The organism is Sphingomonas sp. BK235 (assembly GCF_004345855.1).
Lineage (GTDB): Bacteria > Pseudomonadota > Alphaproteobacteria > Sphingomonadales > Sphingomonadaceae > Sphingomonas.
In genome coordinates, this window is record NZ_SLXN01000001.1 from 1,188,421 (window position 1) to 1,210,427 (window position 22,007).

Here is a 22,007-nt window from a genome sequence, read left to right on the forward strand (position 1 = left end):
CAGCCCCATGCGCGTAATGCACCCCATTGCTCCGGCGTGCGAGGTGCACCCCGATTGACCAAGCCGATGATCCCCTGCGGTGCTGCCGATCTTCCTCGCGCAGGATCATGGCACGTTCGTCAACATGATTTCGGTCGGCGGTTTCGTCGCAACGCCCTATGCGGCAGCCTATGCCGCCAGCAAGTTCGGGCTGCGCGGCTTCAGCAAGGCGCTCCGCGGCGAGTTGTCGAAGCATCCGCGCATCCACGTCTGCGACGTATACCCGACCTTCGTCGATACACCCGGCATCGACCATGCCGCCAATTACACGGGCGCGAAGCTGTCGCTTCCGCCCGGCGCGCTTGCGCCGGAGACGGTGGCCAAGGCAGTTGTGCGGCTTGCCGATCATCCGCGAAACACCACGGTGGTCGGCGCGCCTGCCGTAGCGATGAAGGTCGGTCATTTTTTCGTCCCAAACCTTTCGGCAGCGATGATGAACGGATTCATGGATCGCTGGACCGACAAGGCGGAGGCCGGTCCGGACAGCAGCGGCGCGCTGTTCGACCCGCCCGGGAGCGTCAGCGGGATCGAGGGCGGTCGACGTCATCCCGACCGGCGGCGCAAGGCAGCGGCGGTGGGCGTCGCGGCCACGGCCGGGCTGGCTGTTCTGGGTGTCCTGCGGTGGCGGCGGGCATAACCGCGCCCTTCACCACGCCCGACGCGCGCTACATCATCGCGCGCGGACGGTTATGGCGCCGGAGCAATCCATCGCTCGCGCCGCACGTGCGACAGGCACTGGTCGACGAGCTCATGTCCGCCCGCCGCGCCATGCAGGTTGCGTTGCGGAACGACGACGAAGCGTCGCTCCGGCAAGCGCGCGCGCGCGTCGATGCCGCCAAGGTTGAGCTCGGCGAGCGTGGGCCGGTCTGGTGGACCGACGGAACGCCGGACCTGAACCGCCATATGGCGCGAAACACCGGCTATGCGGAGTGGTACGCGAAGGTGGAGAAGGGCCAGTGAACGTGTTCCTCGACTTCGAAGCGTCTTCGCTGGCGGATCGAAGCTATCCGATCGAGGTGGCGTGGGTGTTCGAAGACGGCCGGTGCGAAAGCTATCTGATCGCACCGGCACCCGGCTGGAGCGACTGGGACCCGGACGCCGAATGGATCCATGGCATCGCGCGCGAGACGTTGGTCAACGAGGGCACCGCGCACGAGCTTGTCGCGGGCCGGATGATGGAGGCGCTGTCCGGCCACGCGCTTTTCGCCAGCGCGCCGTCGTGGGACGGCAAGTGGATGAGCGCGGTGCTGCGGGCCGCCGCCCTCCCCCGCCATGCCCTGCGTCTGCAGGACACCGACGTGGCGCTATGCGAGACCGCCGCCGCGATCCTGCGCGAGGTCGTTCCGGCACACGAGCTGACGACGACGGTCCGCGACCTTGTCGCGCGCGTGAATGCGACCAAGAGCGACGCGCCCGCGCACCGCGCGCTGGCCGATGCGAAGGCGGAATGCGACCTGTGGCGAAAGGTGCGCGACGACGCCTTGTCCTACGCTGCCGCGCGCGCCGGCGCATGAGCCGTCCGACGGCGCGCGCGCGCATGGCCGTGCTGCTCGGCGCGCTTGTCGCGGCCTGCTCGCCATTGACCACCTTCGACGCATTGGTCCCGAAGGACCGCGGCGGCCTACTCGTCGCGCGGGAGGTTGCTTACGGCCCCGACCCACGCCAGCGCCTCGATGTCTACGCGCCGCGTGCCCCGTCGACGCGACCTCGCCCGGCGGTGGTCTTCTTCTACGACGGAAGCTGGAACAGCGGCACGCGCGCGGGCTATGCGTTCGTCGGCCGGGCGCTCGCCGCGCAGGGGTTCGTGACGATCGTGCCGGACTATCGCCTGGTCCCCGCGGTCCGATATCCCGCGTTCGTCGAGGATGGCGCGGCGGCGGTGCGGTGGACGATGGCGCATGCCGGCGAGCACGGCGGCAACGGCAAGGCGGTGGTGCTGATGGGGCATTCCGCCGGCGCCTATATCGCGGCGATGCTGGCGGTCGACCCGCGCTGGCTCGGCGATGAACGCGCGGCGGTGAAGGGCCTCGTTGGGCTCGCCGGACCCTATGATTTTGCTCCCTTCGACGTCGCCGCGAGCCGCGCGGCGTTCGGACGCTGGCCTCACCCCTCCGATACACAGCCCGTCAGATGGGCCGGTGCGGGCGACCCCGCGGCGCTGCTGCTGTACGGCACCGACGACACCGTCGTGCAACCGCGCAACAGCCGGGTGCTGGCAGCAAAACTGCGGGCGGGCGGCGTGCCTGAAGAGGTCCGCGCCTATTCAAAGCTCGGTCACGTCGGCATCCTGCTCGCGCTCGCCCGCCCCTTCCGCGGGCGTGCGCCGGTGCTCGCGGATGTGTCAGCCTTCGTCAGGCGCGTGACGGGATAAGCGCTGCCGTGGCGGATGCGGGGCGATGCGCGTTGATCAGCGTCGGAGGATCAGGGCGCGACAAGTTCGCCGTTCTTGAGAACGAGCCGGACGGCACGCAGCGCAGCGACGTCAGTCGTCGGATCACCGGCAACGGCGACCAGATCGGCAAGCATGCCTGGCCTTACCGATCCAAGCCGATCGCCAATCCGCATCCAGCGGGCGTTGCCGGAGGTCGCCGCCACCAAGGCCTGCGACGGCGTCATGCCCGCCGCCACCATCAGTTCAAGCTCGCGGACGTTGGTGCCATGCGCGAAGACCCCGACATCGCCCCCAATGCAGATCGGCACACCGGCCCCGAGCGCCCGGCGGAAGCTCTCCCGGCTGGCGCGCACGGCGGCCGGCGCCGGCTCCGCCCCGTTCCAACCTCGATAGCGGGCACTTGCGTCCGCAGCGGCGAGCGTCGCGCACAATGCAATGCCTTTCGACGCCATGGCCGCAAAGATCGCGGGCGTGCCACCATAACCATGTTCGATCGTATCGACGCCCGCTTCCACCGCGCGACGCATGCCCTCGGCGGTCGAGGCATGAACCGCGACCGGCCGCCCGGCATCATGCGCCGCCGCCACCGCGGCCTTGATCTCCTCGATGCTGAGCGTCGCCCGCGCGTCCTCGCCAGCGCGCCAGCGATAATCCGCATAGAGCTTCACCCAATCGGCACCGGCGGCGATCTGCCGCCGGACCGCGGCGACCATCTGCTCGGTACCCGACACCTCTTCCGCGCCCTGCGGAATGACGACGCCGGGCTCGAAACCTTTGGGACCATAGGCGCCGAGCGCGACGATCGCGCGCGTGGCGACGCTCAGCCTCGGCCCCTCGACGATCCCCTGATCAATCGCCTGCTTCAGGCCGACATCCGCATAGCCGGCGCCCTCCGTGCCCAGATCACGCGCACTGGTAAAGCCAGCGCGCAGCGTCGCGCGTGCATTGGCGACCGCGCGCGCGGTCCGCAACGCCAGCGGCTCGTGAAGAACCTGATCGTCCCAGCTCGCCTCGTCGTAGGGGTGGAGGAAGAGGTGACCATGCCCTTCGATCATGCCGGGCATCAGCGTATCGCCGGCAAGCTCGATGACACGGGCACCCGCCGGGGCCGGGAGATCGGGGCCGACCGCCACGATGTGGTCGCCACGCACCAGCACCTGCCAGCCGCTATGAACCTTGCCATCCACCCCGTCGAACACCCGGGCGGGTCGTAACACGATCGGAGCAGCAGCCGGCGCGATCTCCCGCGACGGCGCATTCGCCCCACACAGCAGCAGCATCGCCGCGATCGTCAGCCAACGCATGGCCATTGCTTCCACCCCGCCCTAGACCCGCGTCTTGGATAGGCTACTCGAACGCATGCGCAATCCGCTCACTTTTGCGATGATGCTGACCTCGGCCGCCAGCGCGCCCGAGACGGAAGGCCGTCGCTGGCAAACGGAAGCGGCGCGGGTGACGATCACGCGCGACGATTGGGGCATCCCGCATATCCATGGACGAAGCGATGCCGATGCGGTGTTCGGCATGTCCTACGCGCAGGCCGAGGATGATTTCGCGCGCGTGGAGGCGAATTACCTGACCGCGCTCGGGCGGACGGCCGAGGCGGACGGCGAGGAAGCGGTCTGGGCCGATCTGCGCCAGCGCCTTTTCGTCGATCCGGCCGACCTGCGCGCGCAATATACCGCCAGCCCGGCATGGCTGCGCGCACTGATGGACGCATGGGCGGACGGGCTCAACTTCTACCTGGCGACGCACCCCGGAACGAAGCCACGCGTGATCACGCGCTTCGAGCCGTGGATGGCGTTGAGCTTCACCGAGGGCAGTATCGGCGGCGATACCGAGCGGATCTCGCTGTCCGACCTGAAGACCTTCTACGGTCAGCCGACCCCGCCGACTCCCGAAGAACGTGGCGCGATCCCGCGCGAGCCGTCCGGATCGAACGGTATCGCGATCGCGCCCAAGCTGACGCGTGATGGCCATGCGCTACTGCTCATCAATCCGCACACCAGCTTCTATTTTCGCTCGGAAGCTCAGGTATCGAGCGACGAGGGCCTGAACGCTTACGGTGCCAGCACCTGGGGACAATTCTTCGTCTACCAGGGCTTCAACGCGCATGCCGGCTGGATGCATACTTCCTCGACCGTCGACAACGTCGACGAATTCGAAGAGGCGGTGACGCGGCGCGGAGATGGCTGGGTTTATCGCTACGGCGGCGAGCTTCGACCAGTCACGGCCAGCCAAGTCTCGATCCGTTTCCGCAGGGCCGATGGCAGCATAGGCGAGCGCCGCTTCACCACATGGCGCACCCATAATGGCCCGATCGTGGCGGCAAAGGACGGCCGCTGGATCGCGACGGCGTTGATGTGGCGTCCGATCCCGGCGCTCGAGCAAAGCTGGCTGCGCACCAAGGCCACCGACCTTGCCGCTTATCTCGAGATCGCCGAACGCAGGGCCAATTCGTCGAACGACACGCTGTTTGCCGACGACAAGGGCGAGATCGCGTTCCTTATGCCGCAGTTCATGCCGCTTCGCGACGACCGCTTCGACTATACGCGGCCGGTGGACGGCAGCGATCCCGCGACCGACTGGCGCGGTCTGCACGCCCTCCCCACTTTGCCGAGCGTGATCAACCCGCGCGTGGGCTGGGCGAACAACACCAACGACTGGCCGTGGAGCGCTGCGGGTCCCGACAGCCCGAAAGCGAAAGATTACCCGCGCTACATGGATCAGGTCGGCGGCAACGCCCGCGGCGAGCATGCCGACCTGTTGCTGACGGGGAAGCGCGGCTGGACGCCGGAGCGGTTGCGCGCCGCCGCCTACGATCCGTATCTGCCTGCGTTTGCGCGGCTCATCCCGGGGCTGGTCTCGGCGTGGCAGTCGTTGCCGGCGACCGACCCGCGGCGGCGCGCGCTGGCCGAACCGATCGCGACGCTGTCGCGCTGGGACTATCGCTGGAGCTACGATTCTATCGCCACCAGCCTCGCGGTTTTCTGGGGCGATCAGCTCTGGCGCGATGTCGGCAGCTTCGCGCAGGCGGAGCGGAGGAACGTGCCGGACTATATCGCCACGCGCGTCGACGCCGCCACGCGGCTTGCCGCGTTCGAAGCCGCTACCGCCCGACTGTCGCGCGACTTCGGCACCTGGCGAACACCGTGGCGCACGATCAATCGCTTCCAGCGGCTGGATGACGCATTACAGCCGCACTTCGACGATGCGCGGCCCTCGACTGCTGTCCCTTTCACCTCGGCGCAGTGGGGCAGCCTTGCGTCCTTCGGCGCCAAAGCCTGGCCGGGCACCAAACGCTATTACGGCACCAGCGGGAACAGCTTCGTCGCGGTCGTGGAGTTCGGCCCGCGGGTCAAGGCGAGCGCGATCATGGCCGGGGGACAAAGCGGCGATCCGGCGTCGCCGCATTTCGCCGACCAGATCGATCGCTACGCCACGGGCCGGTTGCGCCCGGTCTACTTCTACCCGGACGAACTCGCGGGGCACGTTGAGCGGCGATACAATCCGGGCGCGAAGTAGGCTTCGAAACTGACACATCGGTCGTTTCGACCCAGAAGCGGTCGTTGAACGTGCCCGCCGCCGGTTCGATTTTGAGACGTTTGTTCATGTCGCCCCGAAAGCTAATTCGCTGGTATGACGCTGCCGGACCTGAAAGCTTTTCAGTAGCCATACCGTTGACGGTGACGGGCGAGCCGGTTTCGATGTTCGATTGTGAGCGGGAGCGGCATTGTCATGTCCGCTCGCAACGCCTTGAGTGCAGCCTCACCCAGCGCTGGCGAAAACTGCGCTTCACCAGTATCGCCAAAGCTAACTAGCCCTGAGTCAAATGCCGCGTCCCAGTGCGCGGCGAGCAGCAGACCGTTATGAACATTAAGTCGCTCGGCGTCGCTGAGACACTCCGCCCACGGGACAATGTGACTGGCTCTTAGAAGCGCCGGCTCTGTAATCCCGGTGAGCGGGCAGCGCCCGTCCCAGTAGCGCATCAGCGCGCGGCGGAAGATATCCTGGCCAATGCGCCGGCGGACCAGCACTTCGGCTTCCGTCGCACCCAAGCTGGCGACTTCAGCCTCGAACTCGGCCAGGGGCGCGGAGGGCAGACTTCGTGCGAGATCGTAAGCCCGGTGGAGCGCCTCCCGCAACATCGAAGAGCTCGCAAAGCGGAAGGCGGCGCGCTTGCCGGCGGGGATGGGCAAGGCGGGTTCGGCCGTAAGCTCAACGGCGACGCCGGCATGCTCGACTGCCAAGAACCAGGTGGCCCCTTTCGCCGCGACAGCCAGCCCGATCTCGCCCGGCACTCCGATATCAGAGGCGAAGTAGAGCCACCCGTCCGCCTCGCCCCGCTCAGAGCGGTAGCCGTGGTTCCACGCCGCCTCAACTAGCTCGGAACGTAGCCCCAAGGTAGGCGGGCGGAGGCGATCGGCGGTGCTCAGCGCCACAGCACCCACGCTAGCGGATCGAGTGAAAAGCGCTCCGAACCGCGATCGCTCACCAACACGAGGACTACCACTTCTGTCCCGACCTGTCGTCTCGCAGAGTAAGCCATCATCCGAGCGGCCGAGGTTGCGTCATCAGCTGAATTTGCTCTCTACAGGTCACGATTGAACAGCCGTTCTGCTGCCGGGCTGCTGCTAAGCGTGAGCCTGAGCCAAGGCTCTGCCTGTAAACGCTCTGGCGGCGCAGTGGTCGTCGTGACGATGTATTGAAACAACGGCGTAGGCGTCAGCTCCTCCAGTTGCAGCGCAAGATCGAACAGGCGATAGTACAGGTTTAAGCCGAGATCTGCCTCGCGCGGGCTGTCGTGGATCCAGAAGTTCGGCAGCCGTGTGGCTCCCTCCATGGAAAGCATCAGAGACGCGAGATCAAATGCGACCACTTTGAGCGACTGCACAGCGGCGGCGGTCAGGGCTCCGTGCCGCGTCACCTCAGGTCGCAAGCCCTTCTCATCGAGTACAATCCTTCCGTGCGCGTCATTTGCCAACAAGAACCGCACTGTCGCGTCGAATAGCGCTGATAAACGCTCGATAGTGCTCGTCGATGCCTTGCGCGACTCCGCAACTTCTCTGATCGCGGCCGCCTCGTTGGCCTCTACTTGCTTGATTTCGCGCTCTACAGCCTGGATCTCGGGACCATAGCGGCGATAACGCACTGTGACGGTCACGTTACCTTTCGCTTCGGCAAAGCGCCGCGCCCGCGTCATCAGATCAGCGCTGGCGATCTTACGTCGGCCAAGCTCCTGCTCGGCCGCTGCGTAGGCAAGCTTGAGGCGGCTCTCTTCCAATTGCAGCGCCTGGCGGTCGCGCTGCGTTCCCGCTCTTAGCTCATCGAGCCTGTCCCGCTCAGCTTGCCTCTCCTGAATCAATTGCATCGACTCTGGTGGGATCACCCGCAAGCAGGTCGGGCAGTGCGGGTTTAGTGCATCGTTTAGGCGCAGCTCGGCGCGGGGTAGATCGTTGCCGACGGCCTTCAATGTCTGGTCGTATACGTCGCGCTTTGCTGCGATGACTGCTAGGTCTTTGTCGATCCGCGTCACCTCTGTACGCTGCTCTTCCACGAGCCGCTCAGCGTCCTGAGCCGTTCGCTCAATCTCAGGATCTTCCGCTTCTAACAGCGCTCGCGCCTCTCGGGACCAAAAGCTGGGTGTTGCAGGTTCGGCTGGGTCGCCCCCGAATGTTGCCTCCAGCCCACGTCCGACATCGTCGCGCACCCAGGAAATACGTTCGCGACGCCCCATCGCCCGCTTGATCTCCTCCGCATGTCCCGCTGCACGTCGAGCGGCGTCGATCTCGGCGGGGGTGAGAGCGTCGAGAAGGAGGCGCACCACTGCGAGCCGATCGGCTGTCGAGAGGTGTCGTACCGGCGAGCGCGACCGCGTCTCTGCCGCGCGCCAGTCTAGCACGTCGAGGAGGCGACATTCCTGGTCACGGCTGAACCAAGCAAGCGACGCTTCCCAAGCTTCGTCGGCGTTGGTGACAGGCAGGTGAGTCACCGCATCACCCAGCACATTAGCCGCGATTGCTCGGCGGAGCGGCGCGATGCTTGTATCCGCCATATCGCCTATGAACGCCGCGTCCAGCCCTGTGCCTGGACGAGCCAGATGACGCCGACTCGAGCCGAGCGGTCGCACCACGACCCAGGGTTCGCCGTCCAACATGATCTCGGCGCCCACTGCCGCATCGGGCATTGCCGTCCCGATCAGCTGTCGTTGAGCATCCGTGCCGAAGCTGTCTTCCCCTAGGCAGTAGCGCAGCAGGCGACACAGGCTGGTCTTGCCGCCACCATGGCCCATGCGTCCGTCTGCCTCGTCGGGCGTCCAGATGATGTTAAGTCCAGGCCGCAACGCCACATCACGGATAAGGCGTCCCGGCTCCTCCCATAGCACGAGACGGCGGACCCAAAGCCGCGGTCCGGCTCGCTCAGAGGAGGGCCGAAGATCACCGACGTCGGATGAAAAGAGATCAGGCTGCGAGCCGGGTGACAAAGTCACGTTCCTCCTCTGTCATCGCTGCGGCGGCTATACCGGTGTCGATCAAACGCAGCGCGTACCAGACGAAGTCGGCGCGCCCCACAGCCCAAGGTGGCAGGCTGAGGCTGTAGATGGATGCGCCCCGATCCCATGTTCCCGCGGCTGCGTCGAAGCAGAGCGCGTCCGGTGGCAGCTTGGCGCGAGCCTCCCGGAACCTCGACAAATAGGCCGCGCCGATGCCGACCACGTTACTTGGCGCGTTCGCGTCCGACCCGACCAGGCGTCGCCACTCGGCGCGCTGCGCGTCCGGCAGAAGCCCGGCCAGCAGCTCAGGACGAGCGGCCAGCACGAAGGCACGGAGCACATCCGCTACTGGCGTCCGCCCCCGCATGCGGCGGACCAGCGCCGTCATCAGCAGCCGGACGTCCAGCTCATCGGCGATCCGCCGTTCCCACGTTCCGTCCGCCAGTTCGGCCGTGGCGGGTGGCGCGGCAGCGAGAACGTCATATGCGGCGAGGACGAGGCGGCGGGTGCGGTATTCGCCAAAGCGCTTCACCTCGTTGTTCTGGAGGACGCGGAAGGTTTCGGACGGGTAGTCGGCGCCCATTACGTCCTTGGGATCGAGCACGTAACGCAGTTCGTCGCGCGATAGGCCATAGGCGAGCGCGTACCAGGCATCGAGCTCGGCGCGGAGCTGCGCGCGGCGGTCCTCGTCCCAGGCGAAGGGTGGTCCGTCATAGCCCAGATCGCGCGCGAAGGAGGCCATGGCGTAGCTTGTGTAGGTGAGTTCGAGGACGCGCGGGACGATGAAGGTGAGGTCGGCTTCGGTGTAGGCGGCAGGAGGGAGGATGGGGAGTTGTTTCACCATCTCGACGGTCAGGTGTGTGCCCCCGACCTGCTGACGGGCGACGACATCGAGCGCTAGGCTGCAAATGTTGGCGTAGAGCGCGGAAGATGTCTCTACCGAGTGATCGACGAATAGATTGCGGATCGTGTGCGCAATGGCAAACGCGGGATAGATGCCGACTATCGCGGTCCGCTCGTCGGTCGCGCGGCATATGTCGCGCCAGCCGATCAGCCAGCCACGTCGCCAACCCTTTGTCGCCTGGCGCTCCTTCGCGCGCCATTGCTCCATCCAATAGCGGGGTGTGGGCTCGAATGCGGCATCCTGCTTCTCCGCAAGTGACACGTCCCGGCTCGCATCCGAGCCACCATCGCTGGGGAAGGTGGCCCACCGATGATCGAAGTGGTGGATCATCTTGGCTTCGTACAGAGGTACATAACGCCGATCGGGCGTCTCCGCGCTGCCGGTTGATAGGTCTAGATGCGCTGCGTCCCGACCACCGCTGAGCGCTAGAGCGGGCGCAACCGGCCTTTCGGCTTGCGGTCGCACCCAATCAGTACCGCTCCGCTCCCAGCCATCGGTGGCCAGTTCCCGAGCATTGCGGAACAGCGCACTGCTATCCGCCATGTCGAACATCTTGGTCATGTAATCGAACCGCCACGGGTTCCCCGCCGCCCCTTTCACCTCATCGATCAGCACCGGCACGCGGTTGTAAATCGATGCTGTCAGCTCGGCGTCGGCGCGGGCGCGGAAGACGGGGGCAGTCTTCGTGTTGGGGTTGATGCGGGCGATCTCGGCCGGGGAGAGGGTGAAGCGACGGCGTGCGTCCTCCAGCTGCGCGGGATCGGTGAGGAAGAAGGCGAACTCCGCTTCGCGCACGCCGCTGCCGATGGTCAGCAGGCTGAACTTGAAGCTGCGATGGACGCCGGGGAACAGCGGCGCGCTGTTCTCGAAGTCGAACAGCCGAACCAGTCGCGCGCTGCTCACCAGATAGCCGAAAAACGGCGCTGTGGTCGCGTCGGTCGCGATCCCGGTCGGCACGATGATCCCCGCCCGCCCACCCTCGCGGGTCAGGTTGAGAAAGTGCTCGGCGAACAGGGCATAGGTGTTGACGTCGCCGGTGCCGGTGTAGCGAAAGCGCCCGCCCGCATCGCCCGGCACGCGCGCAAACAGGCTCATGGCTTCGGCAACGCGCTTGGCGATCTGGAAGTGATCGTAGAGCACGCGGTCGGCCGTGCCTGGCTCGGCGCGGCCGAGCGCCTCGATGGCGCGAGTGCGTGCGGCGGCGTTGGGCGCGTCAGCGACGGGGGTGCCGGCGAAATATTCCTGCTCCTGAAGCTTGATGCGCTCCCATGGCGGATTGCCCAACACCACGTCGAACCCGCCGCGCTCGACAATCACGTCGGAAAAGGCGAGGGGCCAGTGGAGCGCCCGGGCGGTCGCGGCGGCGTCGACCGCGGCGGCCTCCAGCGGTCCATAGACCTGCCCGCCCGACAGCCGCGTCCGCACCTCCGCGGTCGTCGGCACGGTGTGGCGGCCGCCATTGAGCGGCACAGCCGTTTTGGGCAGCAGGAAGGCGGCGGTGTAGAGGTCGCAGGCGACGCGGGTTGCGTAGCGCGCGGGGTCGTTGCGCCACGCCTCGAACGCCTGGCGCTTCTTCTCGACCTGCCCGACCGTATCCTCGGGCATGCGGCGGATGGTGGACAGGTTGGAGGCGAGTCGCCGGGGTGGCATCGCACCCGTACCACCCGACCAGTCGAACTGACCCTGGCCCTTCTTTGCCGCCTTGTTCTGCTGGGCGTAGTATTTGGCCGCCGCCTTGTCGTCGCCGGTCAGCGGCTTGTACGCCTCGTCGGGCACGCCCTCTTCCAGCGCCTCGAGGCTGATCACGCCGAGCAGCGCGTCGCCGCAGCGGATGTTGGCGTCGAGGAAGCCGAGCGGTTGCCCCGGAGAAACACTCTCGATCCACAGCGCCACCTTAGCGAGCTCGACCGCCATAGGATTGCGGTCGACGCCGTGGATTGAGCGGCTAACCACGTCGCGCAGCGCCGCTTGCGTGTCGGGCGCGTCGGGGTTGCGCAGCTGCGCCACCTTGTCTGCCATGCGCCGCGCGGCGCCGAGCAGGAAATGGCCCGAGCCGCATGCGGGGTCGATGACCTTGAGGTCGAGGATCGCGTCGACGCCGCCGTTCGCCTCGGCCTGAGCAAGGACGGGATCGAGCGCGGAGTCGAGCAGCGTCTCGACCAGGCTGTCGGGGGTATAATAGCTGCCGCTGGTCTTGCGGGCGTTGCCCCTGGCACCTGAGTCCAGGTCGAACGTGCCGTCGGGCAGCAGTCGCGGGCGGATCTCCAGCAGGCTCTCATAAACGCTGCCCAGCTCCTCCGTCCGCATCGCGCGCCAGTTGATGCGGGTCAGCGCGGAGTTGACGGTGATGAAGCCCAGACTGTGGACCGCCGTCAGAAAGCGCCGGTTGGGGACGCGCGCCGTGTTCAGGATCGGCGTGGCGGCGCGCGCGAACAGGCCACCGAGCGCCGGCAGGCCGAGCGCGGGTTGCCCGTGCTCCAGCGCGGCGATGGTGATCTTCATGCCCTCCCACGCGTCGTGGTGCGCATCATAGGCGGCGCGGCGCGCGGCGCGATCACGCCAGAAGCCAAACGAATAATTGGCGGCGTAGAGGTCGCGTACTTTCTGCCCGGTAGCGCGCGGGTGGAGCAAGTCGCGATCCTCAGCGACGGCGAGGAAGATCAGGCGATAGACTGTGCGCAGCAGTTCCTCGAACAGCGCGGTCATCGCGGTCGGATCACCCGCGACCCGATCGCGGATGGCCGGATTGGCGTCGACCGAGCCTTGGCCAAGCTCCCGCAAGGCCTTCTCGACGCCCTCGCGCAGCCGCTCGCGTGCGGCTGTGCCCTGCTTCAGCCCTTCCTCGCGCCAGCGCTCGAGCGGCGCGGCGGAGGCGGGGGTGCCCGCGGCTCCGAAGCGGCTGGCGTGCGTCAGCAGCCACCAGGCGGTGAAGTCCGCAAACATGTCGTCGCGGAAAATCGTGCCCAGGTCTGCCTCGATCCACGCCGCGCGGGTGAGGCTGGCATTGTCGCGCATCAGCCGCACGCGGTCGCCGGCGAAGACCAGACCCCACAGCGCCGCGTCGGTGTGGTTGAGCCAGTCCTGCAACAGGACGATGGGGGATCGGCGGGCGCGACCGCCTTCTCCGTCTCCGAACTCGGGGAGAGCCTTGGTGAAGCCCTCGCCGTCAGGCACGGGCGCAGCGACGACCACCGGCACGCGTCCGCTTTTGGCCTCCCAGGCGATGCGGTAGCGGCGCGACCCGTCGCGGTGCTCGGCCGGACCGGCGAGGTCGGTGAAGCCGAACGCCTGCGTCAGCAGGTCGCGCGCGAACTGCGCCGTCTGGGTGATGGTCGGCTGCTCGACCCGGTTGTAATCGCGCCAGATCGCCTGGCCGATGCGGAAATAGCGTGCGATCTCGTCGCCCAGGCGGACGCCCTTGGGGCTGTCATAGTCCGCGGCGGTGCGGTCGTTGCGCTCGGTCGCGGCGATCCGCGCGACCTGTTCCGGGGCGATCAGCCCGCCCTCGATCGTGATCGCCTCCAGGCCCAGCTCAGGGACGCGTGCTGCCCGCGCCATCAGTTCGCCTCCGGCACGAGGACGTAGAGGCCGATGATGTCGGCCGGCAGCACGGGCGACACCTGCGTCGTCGCGCCCTCGCCGCGAGTGGCGGCCTTGACCCGGTCGTGATCGTGGCTGAGCTCGGCCGCGCGCGCATCCGCGTGAGTACGGATGGCGAATTCGTAGCCGTCGAGCCGACCCAACGCCTGGTCGACCTGACGCGCGATCACCGATGGGTCCAGGTTGCCCGACGCTTCAGCTTCTAGCAACTTCAGCGCCCCGGCCCCACTCGCCACCTGCTCAGAACCGGCGAAGGCGAGGGCGGTCGCCTCCTCTGCCAGCAATGTGCGGCGCCCGCTCGTCACCAGGGTGAAGCGCAGCCGCATCAGCACCACCGTCGTCACCCGCGCGACGCTCCGCATTCGCCAGGCACCGGCGCGGCCCAGCGGCGCTTCGCCCTGCACTCCGCCCGGATCGAGCGCGCCTTCGGCCATGCTCTCGGCCAGCATCGCGACTAATGGGTGCACCCGTCCCACATGCGCGATGTCGGGCTGAGGCATGTCGTCGAACGTGATCGCGCGCGTGCCCGCCAGCCCGCGGGCCTTCAGTCGCTCGCCGAGCTGTTCGGGAAGCCGGTCGTAGTGGACGCGCCAATGATCCCCGACAGCGCCAAGCGGCGCATTGACCCGTGACAGCGCGCGCCGGGTGAACCGCTCCACCTCAGCGGGACCGCCATTCAGCGAACGCAGCCGTTGCCACTCGGGCATGACCTCATCCGGCCGGAGTGCGCCCTGCGCGAAGATCGCGCGGCTCTTCTTGGCGGTCTCCTCGGCATTGCGCCACTCGATCGCGAGCTGCTGCTCGGCCTGGCCGAAGTCGAATCTGCCCTGGGCGCGGGGACGCTGCGACCGCAGCAGCATGGCCTGCATCAGCGCGCTGGTGACGCTTGCCGAGTCCTCGGGCACGGGCACGGCGACGCCGGTCTCCTTGGCGATGCGTCGGGCCTTCTCGGTAATCACCTCGATGACCGCCCCGTCTATCATTGAGTTCGCGCCGAATATCATCACCGACCAGACATTGGGTGAAGGCTGTCCGAAGCGGTCGACCCGCCCTTCGCGCTGCTGGTGCCGGGTAGGGTTCCAGTTGAGGTCGTAGTGGATCACGGCGTTGAACAGCATCTGGAGGTTGATACCTTCCGAAAGGCAATCCGTGGCGACCAGGATCCGGTCAGGAGCGTCGGCCATGGCCTCGACGCGCGCGCGCCGCTCCTCGGGCGTGAGCCGGCCAGTCACGACCTCGATCCGATGTCTTTTGAAGGTGCTCGCCAGCGCGGTGCCGATCGCCTCGGCGGTGGTGATGAAGCGGCAGAACACGACAGGCCGAGCGCCCTTGTCGATCAGCGCCTTGAGCTGGCGGGTCAGTTCACGAAGCTTGGGGTCATCGGCGGGGCGGGCGGCGAGGGCCTCGGCCTCATCGATCAATCGATCCAGCGCTGCACGCTCCTCGCCGTCGACCGCTGTGGCCGGCTCCACGTCGACCTCCGATAGCACGCCGTCCTCCGCGTCGAACAGGACCGGCTCCAGCGAGTCCTCCTCGGCCAGGCCGCCGAGCCGGTTTCTGAGTGCGGTTGCGGCTGCGGCCGGCGACGATCCGACGCACCGCATCAGCGCGAGCGTGCCCCAGAAAGCGAGGCGGCGCGCCCGCTCGCCATCGGCACGGGTTGCAATGCCGACGCAATAGTCGAGCACGTCTTCCTGGAACGTCAGATGGTTGCCCGCCAGTGTGTAGGGCGCATCGGTCGCCAGCGGCTTGGCGAAGGCGCGCGCGTCGCCCCATTGATCCTCGATGTCCGGCCGGCGCCGCTGCACGAAATGCTGAGCGAGGCGCCTGCGGTACGCGGTGTTGGCCTCGGGCGACGCCGGGCCCTGAGCGAGGTCCGGATGAAGCAGGCTCAGCAGCCGAGCATAGGCGTCCTGGTCGCCGCTATGCGGGGTCGCGGTGAGCAGCAGCAGGTGACGGCTGGCATCTTCTGCGAGCCGTTGGAGCAGCGCGAACCGCTGCTGGGTTCCCCTCTCGCTCCCGCCGACACAGCTGTGCGCCTCGTCGACGATGACGAAGGGCGGGCACGCACGGGCGAATTCGTCGCGGCGGCCCTCGGCCTTGATGTAGTCGAGGCTGACGACCGTCGCAGGATAGGCGCTGAAGATGCTCTCCGACAGCGCGAGCCCGCGTTCGAGCGAGCGTGCGCGTGCCGAGGTGACGGCGACCGCGTCGATGTCGAACTTCTCGCGCAACTCGCCGACCCACTGATCGACCAGGTGGGGAGGGCACAGAACGGTGTATCGATCGACCTCGCCGCGATCGATCAGCTCGCGCAGGATCATCCCGGCCTCCACCGTCTTACCGATGCCGACATCGTCCGCGATCAGCAGCCGCTTCACCTCGAGCCGGAGCGCCATGAGCAGCGGCACGAGCTGGTACGCACGCGGCTCGACGCCCAGGTGCGCCGCGCTGCGGAAAGGGCCGGCGCCGCGCCGGAGAGACAGGCGCAGCGCGTCGGCCAGCAGCCGGGCGGCATCCTGGGTGTCGAGCTGATCAGTCGTGGGCCGGCCAAAGGCAGCGCTCGCCATCGGCGCCGTTTCAAGCGCGGGCGCGATCACGATCGCGTCCTCCTCCGATCCGGACAGGGGACGCACGCGGACAAGGCCGTCGCCCGGCTTGCCGAGCACGATCCATTCGCGACCGCGCGCCGTGACCAGGTCGCCGGTCTGCAACTGGGAGGGGATCAAAGAGCTACTCCAAGGGCGTGGGCCAATGCGGGCGGCATCGCCTCGCCGGGCATGGTCGGCAGTTCGATCAGATCGCGGCCGAGGTCCGCGCAGCGATCGACCAGCGAAGCAGGTGCCCGCCCTGCTACAGCCATGACCATCAGCGTCGGCCAGCACAGGGGATAGCGCAAGCCGTCGATCGTCTCCGCCACGGGCGGCGGTGCGCGCCAGTCAGCGAGGGCGGTCAGCCAGGGATCGCCATCCGTCGTATGTCGGTCGCCTCCCGGCTCGCCCCCTGCATCGCACCGCGTCAGTCGGTCGAGCAGGGCGACAATGGCGCCGTCCTGCCGGTTGATCAGCTCGTGATCGGGCTGATTATAGTAAGAGAGCAGGCAGCGGTAGCAGCCCGCCACACACGGGTCGGTCGCAGGATCTTCGACGATGGCGCCGTCCTGATGCTTGAAGTGCATCAGTTCGAGCGCCCGTTCCGCCAGCTGCCGCCAACGCGCCGTGTCCTCCATCAGGCGCTTCAGTACGCCCGCGCCGCCTTCCGATGCTTCATAAAGCAGGATGGCGTTGCGCCTGTCCCGTGTCGGCAGCGGTTCGCCTAGCAGCTCTCCCGTTTCCAGCACGTGCTCGGCTTCGACCGCCCGGATCAGGGCGTGCTGGATGGTCGCCATCTGCTCCTCACCCAGGCCAAGCGATGGCGCGAACTGGACCAGCAGCGCGTTCTTGGTATCCTCCACCATCGGTACAATCGTCTGGCGACGCGCGCCCCTGGGGTCGGCGCCCTCATCCTCGCCCTTGGCGTCGTTCTTCAGCCAGCGCCCGGTGACCGTGTCGATGTCGAACCCGACGACCTCCTTCGCTGTCCGGCGCCGCAGCCCCAGGTTGACGCGCGACAGCGTCGTCTGCGGGCCGTAGCGGAGGGTTGCGAGCGGTTCGCCCGCCTCACCGAGCAGCAACACCTGTTCACCCTCTCCGCGCCAGCGGAACACCGTCCGGATCTCGAATCCGCGGCGTTGGCGATCCTCGTCGTTCGCGGTGATCCGCGCGCCGGGCGTGGCGTCGACATTCTCGACGCGGAACAGCTCGGCGAGTCGGCCCTCGCTCGTCAGGATATCGCCGCATACGACGCAGAGCTCCTGCGTCGCTTCCTCGTGAGCCGCGCCACAGGTCTGGCAACAGGTGAAAGTGCGGGTCGCCAGCAAATTGTCCTCGCCCCGCGACCCGGCCGGCAGCTTGGCGCGATGGCAGCGGTATGCCTTCCCCTCATGGTAGACGAGAGCGTTGGGCCCGAACTCCGCGATGGCCAGGAAGCGGGGCCGCTGCAGGACCGTCGATGACTTCTCCTGATCGATGAACGCATAGAGCGGCAGGCGCGGGAAGTTGTATCCTGGCAGGAAGCCTTCCGTGGCGAGATAGCGATAGGCGTAGAAGTCGGACCCGGACGAGCTCGTCCCCGTTTCCAGCAACTGCACCTGGCGATCAGCCGCTAGGTAACGACTCCGTGCGTTGGCACGATCCTTCGCCGACAGACCGGTTCGTTGCGCAATCTCGTTCGCCGCCTGACGCTCCAGCACGGCGGACTGATACAGTGTTCGCCAGCGGTCGAACGCCCGGGCGAATTGATCGCCGGCGCTCCGCCACCGGTCGCGAACGAGCGCCTCCGCCTCCTCGTGCGGCAACGCCGACCGGACCACTGCGAGTGCGCGGCGTTGCGCCGCAGCGTCCGCCGTCGCCCGCGCAAAGGCATCGACCAATCGTTGCGACACCGGGTGACCGGCAACCTGCATCTGCAGGTTTTCAGGAATCGACTTGCCAAGCGCTTCCTCGGCTGCGGCCAGCCACTCGGCCTGGATGTGCGACGTGAGCAGGTCCACGTTCACAAGATCAATCGCGGGTGCCTTCACGATCCCGGCGACCAAGGCCTCGCGCCGTTCGAAATAATATTGGTCGTGCGGGCTTTGCGCCGCGCAATAGGTGACCACCAGCGCCGCCTGGCCGCTGCGCCCCGCGCGTCCGGCACGCTGGGCATAGTTGGCCGGCGTGGGTGGCGCGTTACGGAGGTAGACCAAATTTAGCTGCGAGATGTCGACGCCCAGCTCCATGGTCGGCGAGCAGAAGAGTAGCGGCAGGAAGTCGGTGCGTTCGGCCCGCGCACGCATGTCGCCGGCCGCGTCTGCGATCCGATCGCGATCGCTCTGGCCGTAGCGGAAACGATCTTCGCGCCATTCGCGAACTTTGCTGTCGACTTGCGCCGTGTGCTCGCGCGCCTCGAAGGCGAAGGGCAGCTGGCCAGCGTTGCCGAGCCGCTCGGCGACATCGGCATAGAGACCCGAGAAGAACCGATTGTCCTGGCCCGCTCTCGGGTGGCCGTCGCCCTCGTGAAGCCGGATCGCGCCGGGCGCCAGTCGCCAGCCACCCGCACCGACGCGCCGGACGATCTGGTGCGCCTCGGCGGCGGCCAGCATCGCCTCGATCAGCGGCTCGCGTTCGCCCAGCGGCACCTGGCCGCCCAGCTCCTTGGCGAGTGTCTTGGCAAGCCCGCCCCGCGCGGAGGCCTTGACCAGCCCCTGCTCGTTCACGCTCGTGGTGCCGACGACCAGCGTGCCCTGACGAGCAAGATCGCGCTCCTGTTCCTCGCGCCCGATCGACCAGGGCGCCTTGATGAACTGCCGCGACCGCTCGGCGATCTGCTCCAGCCCGACGGGATCGAGCGCGTCCGCGGCAATGGCAAGGCCCTGCCGCATCGTGTCGAACAGACAGCGGAACATCGCCGCTCGGGTTGCGGGCGAGGCGGACGCCAGCCGCGAATCGCCAGCGAACAGCTCCTCGTCCGCGGCCAGCATCTCCACCCCGGGATAGCGCACCGCGATCAGCGCGAGCTGGTCGAGGTTGGGATTCGTATAGCGCCAACCACGCCGCAGGTCGTTCCACAGGCGGTGGGCGAGCACGTGATTGATCGCGCGCTTGGCATCTTCCAGCGCGGCGAAACCGCGCGGGTCGGGGTCGAGCATCCACTCCTGCCGCCGCGTCCGGTTCTCGGGGTCGAACCCCAGGGCACGGCGCAGCGCGTCACCGAACTGCTCGTGTGCCAGGCCCTCCTCGCCTGCCCGACGCACCGCGCGCAACATCGCCCCGCGCAGCAACGTGACGAACACGAAATCGTTGAAGTGACCCGACTGCAGCGCCGCATCCTGGCGGTTATCGGTGAAGCCGAGCAGCTTGCGCCTGTACCCCTCCGCTGGCGTCCGTTCCCGCTCCATCCAGTCGAGCGCCGCGGTGGTGATCAGCGTCGTGGCCGAGCTGCGCCCTTCGGCCGAGAGGCTGGCGAGCTTGTTGATATCGCGAGCCTGGCTCGCAGGCTGATAGCGGCAGTTCGGGCAGAAGCGGAACTTGCCTTGGAAGAACCATGCGGCGACCCCGCCTGTCATCGGCAAGCCGTCAGGACCGAGCTGGATCAGCTCACCTTCATGCTTCTTTCTATGGCTGGGTTTCAGACGCAGGCCGGATGGCGTCTGCTCGAGCCAGTCGTCTGGATAGTCGTCCGGGGCACCGGCAAACGCAAGCGTGCCGTTCGCATCGGGCACCAGGAAGCCGTGTCGGGTTCCATCCGCGTCGGTCTCATCGCGCGGCACGACGTCGATCGAGCGGGCGACCACCTGCCCCGACCGCTCGACCGAGACGCTATGGACCTCCTGTCCGCATTCACGGCAGAAGAAGAGTGGGTAGAGCCGCGCCTCCGGCTTCTCGCGATCGAACTTCTCGGCTGACAGCTGCACGCGTCGTGCGCCGGCGGGTTCGAGCGTCGCATGTGCATGGCCGGCGCCCGCCAGGAAGCGGTGCAGCTTGAAGGCCATGAACGCGCCGCCGCGCGGACCTGCCATCTCGTTCATCGCCACCAACCGCTGCTGGATAGCGAGCCGACAAGCATCGACCTTCAACCCGGTCTGTTCTGCGAGCATCTCTGCCGCGCTTGTAAGGGTCCGAGGCGTTCGCCGGCGAAGTGCTTCCCCCGCCTCCAGCCCGATGTTCAGCTCGAGCCAGACGGCCAGCGGATCGGTCCGAAACGCTTCGGCCGTGGTGGGCAGTGCATCCGCAGCCTCCACCGCAGCCCGCAACTGGGCATCAAACTTGGTCGGCTCCCCGCCGAACGCGGTACAGCGCTCCAGGCTTTCGGTAATGACGTCGTCGGCGGACACAATGCTACCGAACAGCGACGTGCCGACGTTGGCTACCGCCACCCGCCCCGCGTCTTCGTCTCCCGACGCCATCGTCGCGGAGGTGCCGATGCAAAGCATGTCGCGCGCACCCAAACGCTCGCGCACGCGCCGAACGAGCATGGCGACGTCCGCACCCTGCCGGCCGCGATAGGTATGCAACTCGTCGAGCACGAGGAACTCGAGGCCCGTCATGTTGCCGATCACCTGACGATCAAGATCGTCCTGCCGAGTCATCAGCAGCTCAAGCATCATGAAATTGGTCAGGATGATGTCGGGCGGATTGCTCGCGACGCGCTGCCGTTCCGCGTCACCTTCCTGTCCGGTATAGCGCGCGAAGGTAGGTCGAAGCCGCTCCGACAGCCCGCTCTCGCCCACGAACTTGGCGAGCTCTTCCTGCTGCGAGTTGGCCAACGCGTTCATCGGATAGATCACGACCGCTCGTGTGCGGCGCGGTTCGCCGGCGCGCCTGGCCCTCAGCACACGATCGACGATGGGTACGAAGAAGCACAGCGACTTGCCTGAGCCGGTGCCGGTCGTGACGATAAAATTCTTGTGCGCCTGCGCCTTGTGGAACGCCTGCTCCTGGTGGCGGTGAAGTCTGATCCGCGCGCGCGGCTCGCCTATCGCGAAGACGTCCGCGAGGGCTGGATCGGCCTCACCGCTGGTCACCAGCTCGCTTACGTTAACGCCTGGTCGGTAATGAGGGTTCAGGCCGATGAGCGGCTCGGGCCAGAACGTACCGCTGTCGTAGATCGTGTCGATCTGCTTCTTCAGATCATCCGCGCGGACCTCAGTGAAGGATCGGACGAACGACTCGTAGCGGGCGATCAAATCGGCATCGAGATCGAAGACGTTCATGGATAAACTCAGGGGAAGAGGAGCCAAAGCGAGAAGCTCGCCGTTGCAATTCGGCGTCTGGTCATGAGTTGTCCGACGTCAGCTCCGGCCTAATAGACGCGTTGATTGTCTCAACAGCCGCCGCGCCAGAGGCAGCAAGCCGGAGGGGCCGACATCGCCGGATAGCACCTTCTAGGTCTTCGGCTCCCGATGCACCCTCCCAACCGACCGAACCTTGCGGCTACTGTGTGCCTCAGACCGCGCCGCACTGTCCAGCGCCTAGCGGCTCTGCAAGCGACCTGAATGAGCGACCAGTATGGCCATCAGAGCGCCCCAAACCAGACGAACCGCTCACCACCAGATCTTCCCCGCTTGGCTTGCGGCGGGACAATGCATTCTGCATTTTAGAAGAGGACCGACAGGGAAGAGTGCGCAGCCTCGGGGGCGGCAAGGCAGCGCCGCTGCCGGCATCGGCTACGCATGTTTTCGCCCCAGCCTGCTACCTGCGTGATACCTGGCGGTCTTGTGGCGTCGGAGCCCAGACCCAACAAAGCCCGCTAAGTCTTTCGACTCGCGGGCTATTTGTTGGTTGCGGGGACAGGATTTGAACCTGTGACCTTCAGGTTATGAGCCTGACGAGCTACCGGGCTGCTCCACCCCGCGTCACGCTCTCCTGTGCGGAGAGCGGTGTGTGTGAATGGGTTCTTGTTCGAGATGGGTGTGCAACGCGCGGGCTGCAATGCCTGGCGGCGACCTACTCTTCCACTGCTTAGGCAGTAGTACCATTGGCGCGGTCGGGTTTCACGTC

General features: G+C 67.0%; 11 protein-coding genes and 1 tRNA gene. 5 read left to right on the top strand and 7 right to left on the bottom strand.

What is annotated here, in order from left to right; translation table 11 throughout:
* Window positions 1-79 precede the first annotated feature (79 nt).
* The 4 genes from EV292_RS05430 to EV292_RS05445 are packed head-to-tail and all read left to right on the top strand — an operon-like array spanning window position 80 to window position 2,410.
* Window positions 80-676, top strand: a complete 597-nt coding sequence (locus EV292_RS05430; RefSeq protein WP_132908086.1) for an SDR family NAD(P)-dependent oxidoreductase — start codon at window positions 80-82, stop codon at window positions 674-676.
* A complete protein-coding gene (locus tag EV292_RS05435; protein ID WP_243693610.1) occupies window positions 661-999 on the top strand; it encodes a hypothetical protein in 339 nt (112 codons plus the stop codon). The genes EV292_RS05430 and EV292_RS05435 overlap by 16 nt, the downstream gene beginning before the upstream one ends.
* A complete protein-coding gene (locus EV292_RS05440; protein WP_132908087.1) occupies window positions 996-1,553 on the top strand; it encodes a transcriptional regulator in 558 nt (185 codons plus the stop codon). Before EV292_RS05435 ends, EV292_RS05440 begins: the two co-directional genes overlap by 4 nt.
* A gap of 23 nt (window positions 1,554-1,576) precedes the next feature.
* A complete protein-coding gene (locus tag EV292_RS05445) occupies window positions 1,577-2,410 on the top strand; it encodes an alpha/beta hydrolase (protein WP_243693611.1) in 834 nt (277 codons plus the stop codon).
* 50 nt (window positions 2,411-2,460) lie between these two features.
* Here EV292_RS05445 and EV292_RS05450 read toward each other — a convergent pair whose 3' ends face one another.
* On the bottom strand, window positions 2,461-3,741 hold the full coding sequence (locus EV292_RS05450; RefSeq protein ID WP_132908088.1) for an amidohydrolase family protein: 1,281 nt from the start codon (window positions 3,739-3,741) through the stop codon (window positions 2,461-2,463).
* Window positions 3,742-3,790: 49 nt separating this feature from the next.
* Between EV292_RS05450 and EV292_RS05455 the strand changes: the two genes are divergently transcribed.
* Window positions 3,791-5,956, top strand: coding sequence for a penicillin acylase family protein (locus tag EV292_RS05455; protein WP_132908089.1), 2,166 nt, complete (start codon window positions 3,791-3,793; stop codon window positions 5,954-5,956).
* A 140-nt stretch (window positions 5,957-6,096) separates the two neighbouring features.
* Here EV292_RS05455 and EV292_RS05460 read toward each other — a convergent pair whose 3' ends face one another.
* The 6 genes from EV292_RS05460 to EV292_RS05485 form a co-directional block, all read right to left on the bottom strand.
* Complete coding sequence (locus tag EV292_RS05460) at window positions 6,097-6,732, bottom strand: HNH endonuclease (protein ID WP_243693612.1); 636 nt, start codon at window positions 6,730-6,732, stop codon at window positions 6,097-6,099.
* Between the two features lie 290 nt (window positions 6,733-7,022).
* Window positions 7,023-8,723 carry a hypothetical protein gene (locus EV292_RS05465; RefSeq protein WP_165927024.1) on the bottom strand — a complete coding sequence of 567 codons (1,701 nt, stop codon included), beginning with the start codon at window positions 8,721-8,723 and terminating at the stop codon, window positions 7,023-7,025.
* Between the two features lie 169 nt (window positions 8,724-8,892).
* Window positions 8,893-13,386 carry an N-6 DNA methylase gene (locus tag EV292_RS05470; protein WP_132908092.1) on the bottom strand — a complete coding sequence of 1,498 codons (4,494 nt, stop codon included), beginning with the start codon at window positions 13,384-13,386 and terminating at the stop codon, window positions 8,893-8,895.
* Window positions 13,386-16,157 (bottom strand): DEAD/DEAH box helicase, encoded by a 2,772-nt coding sequence (locus tag EV292_RS05475; RefSeq protein ID WP_243693613.1) that lies wholly within the window; start codon window positions 16,155-16,157, stop codon window positions 13,386-13,388. Before EV292_RS05475 ends, EV292_RS05470 begins: the two co-directional genes overlap by 1 nt.
* Complete coding sequence (locus EV292_RS05480; protein WP_132908093.1) at window positions 16,154-21,220, bottom strand: DEAD/DEAH box helicase; 5,067 nt, start codon at window positions 21,218-21,220, stop codon at window positions 16,154-16,156. Before EV292_RS05480 ends, EV292_RS05475 begins: the two co-directional genes overlap by 4 nt.
* A gap of 565 nt (window positions 21,221-21,785) precedes the next feature.
* Window positions 21,786-21,862 (bottom strand) — tRNA-Met (locus EV292_RS05485).
* Window positions 21,863-22,007: the final 145 nt, after the last annotated feature.

What these genes read in the sequence shown, in the direction of transcription:
- EV292_RS05445 (WP_243693611.1), top strand. Translation starts at nt 1,577, where the DNA reads ATGGCCGTGCTGCTCGGCGCGCTTGTCGCGGCCTGCTCGCCATTGACC.
- EV292_RS05450 (WP_132908088.1), bottom strand. Translation starts at nt 3,741, where the DNA reads ATGGCCATGCGTTGGCTGACGATCGCGGCGATGCTGCTGCTGTGTGGG.
- EV292_RS05455 (WP_132908089.1), top strand. Translation starts at nt 3,791, where the DNA reads ATGCGCAATCCGCTCACTTTTGCGATGATGCTGACCTCGGCCGCCAGC.
- EV292_RS05465 (WP_165927024.1), bottom strand. Translation starts at nt 8,723, where the DNA reads ATGGGCCATGGTGGCGGCAAGACCAGCCTGTGTCGCCTGCTGCGCTAC.
- EV292_RS05470 (WP_132908092.1), bottom strand. Translation starts at nt 13,386, where the DNA reads ATGGCGCGGGCAGCACGCGTCCCTGAGCTGGGCCTGGAGGCGATCACG.
- EV292_RS05480 (WP_132908093.1), bottom strand. Translation starts at nt 21,220, where the DNA reads ATGAACGTCTTCGATCTCGATGCCGATTTGATCGCCCGCTACGAGTCG.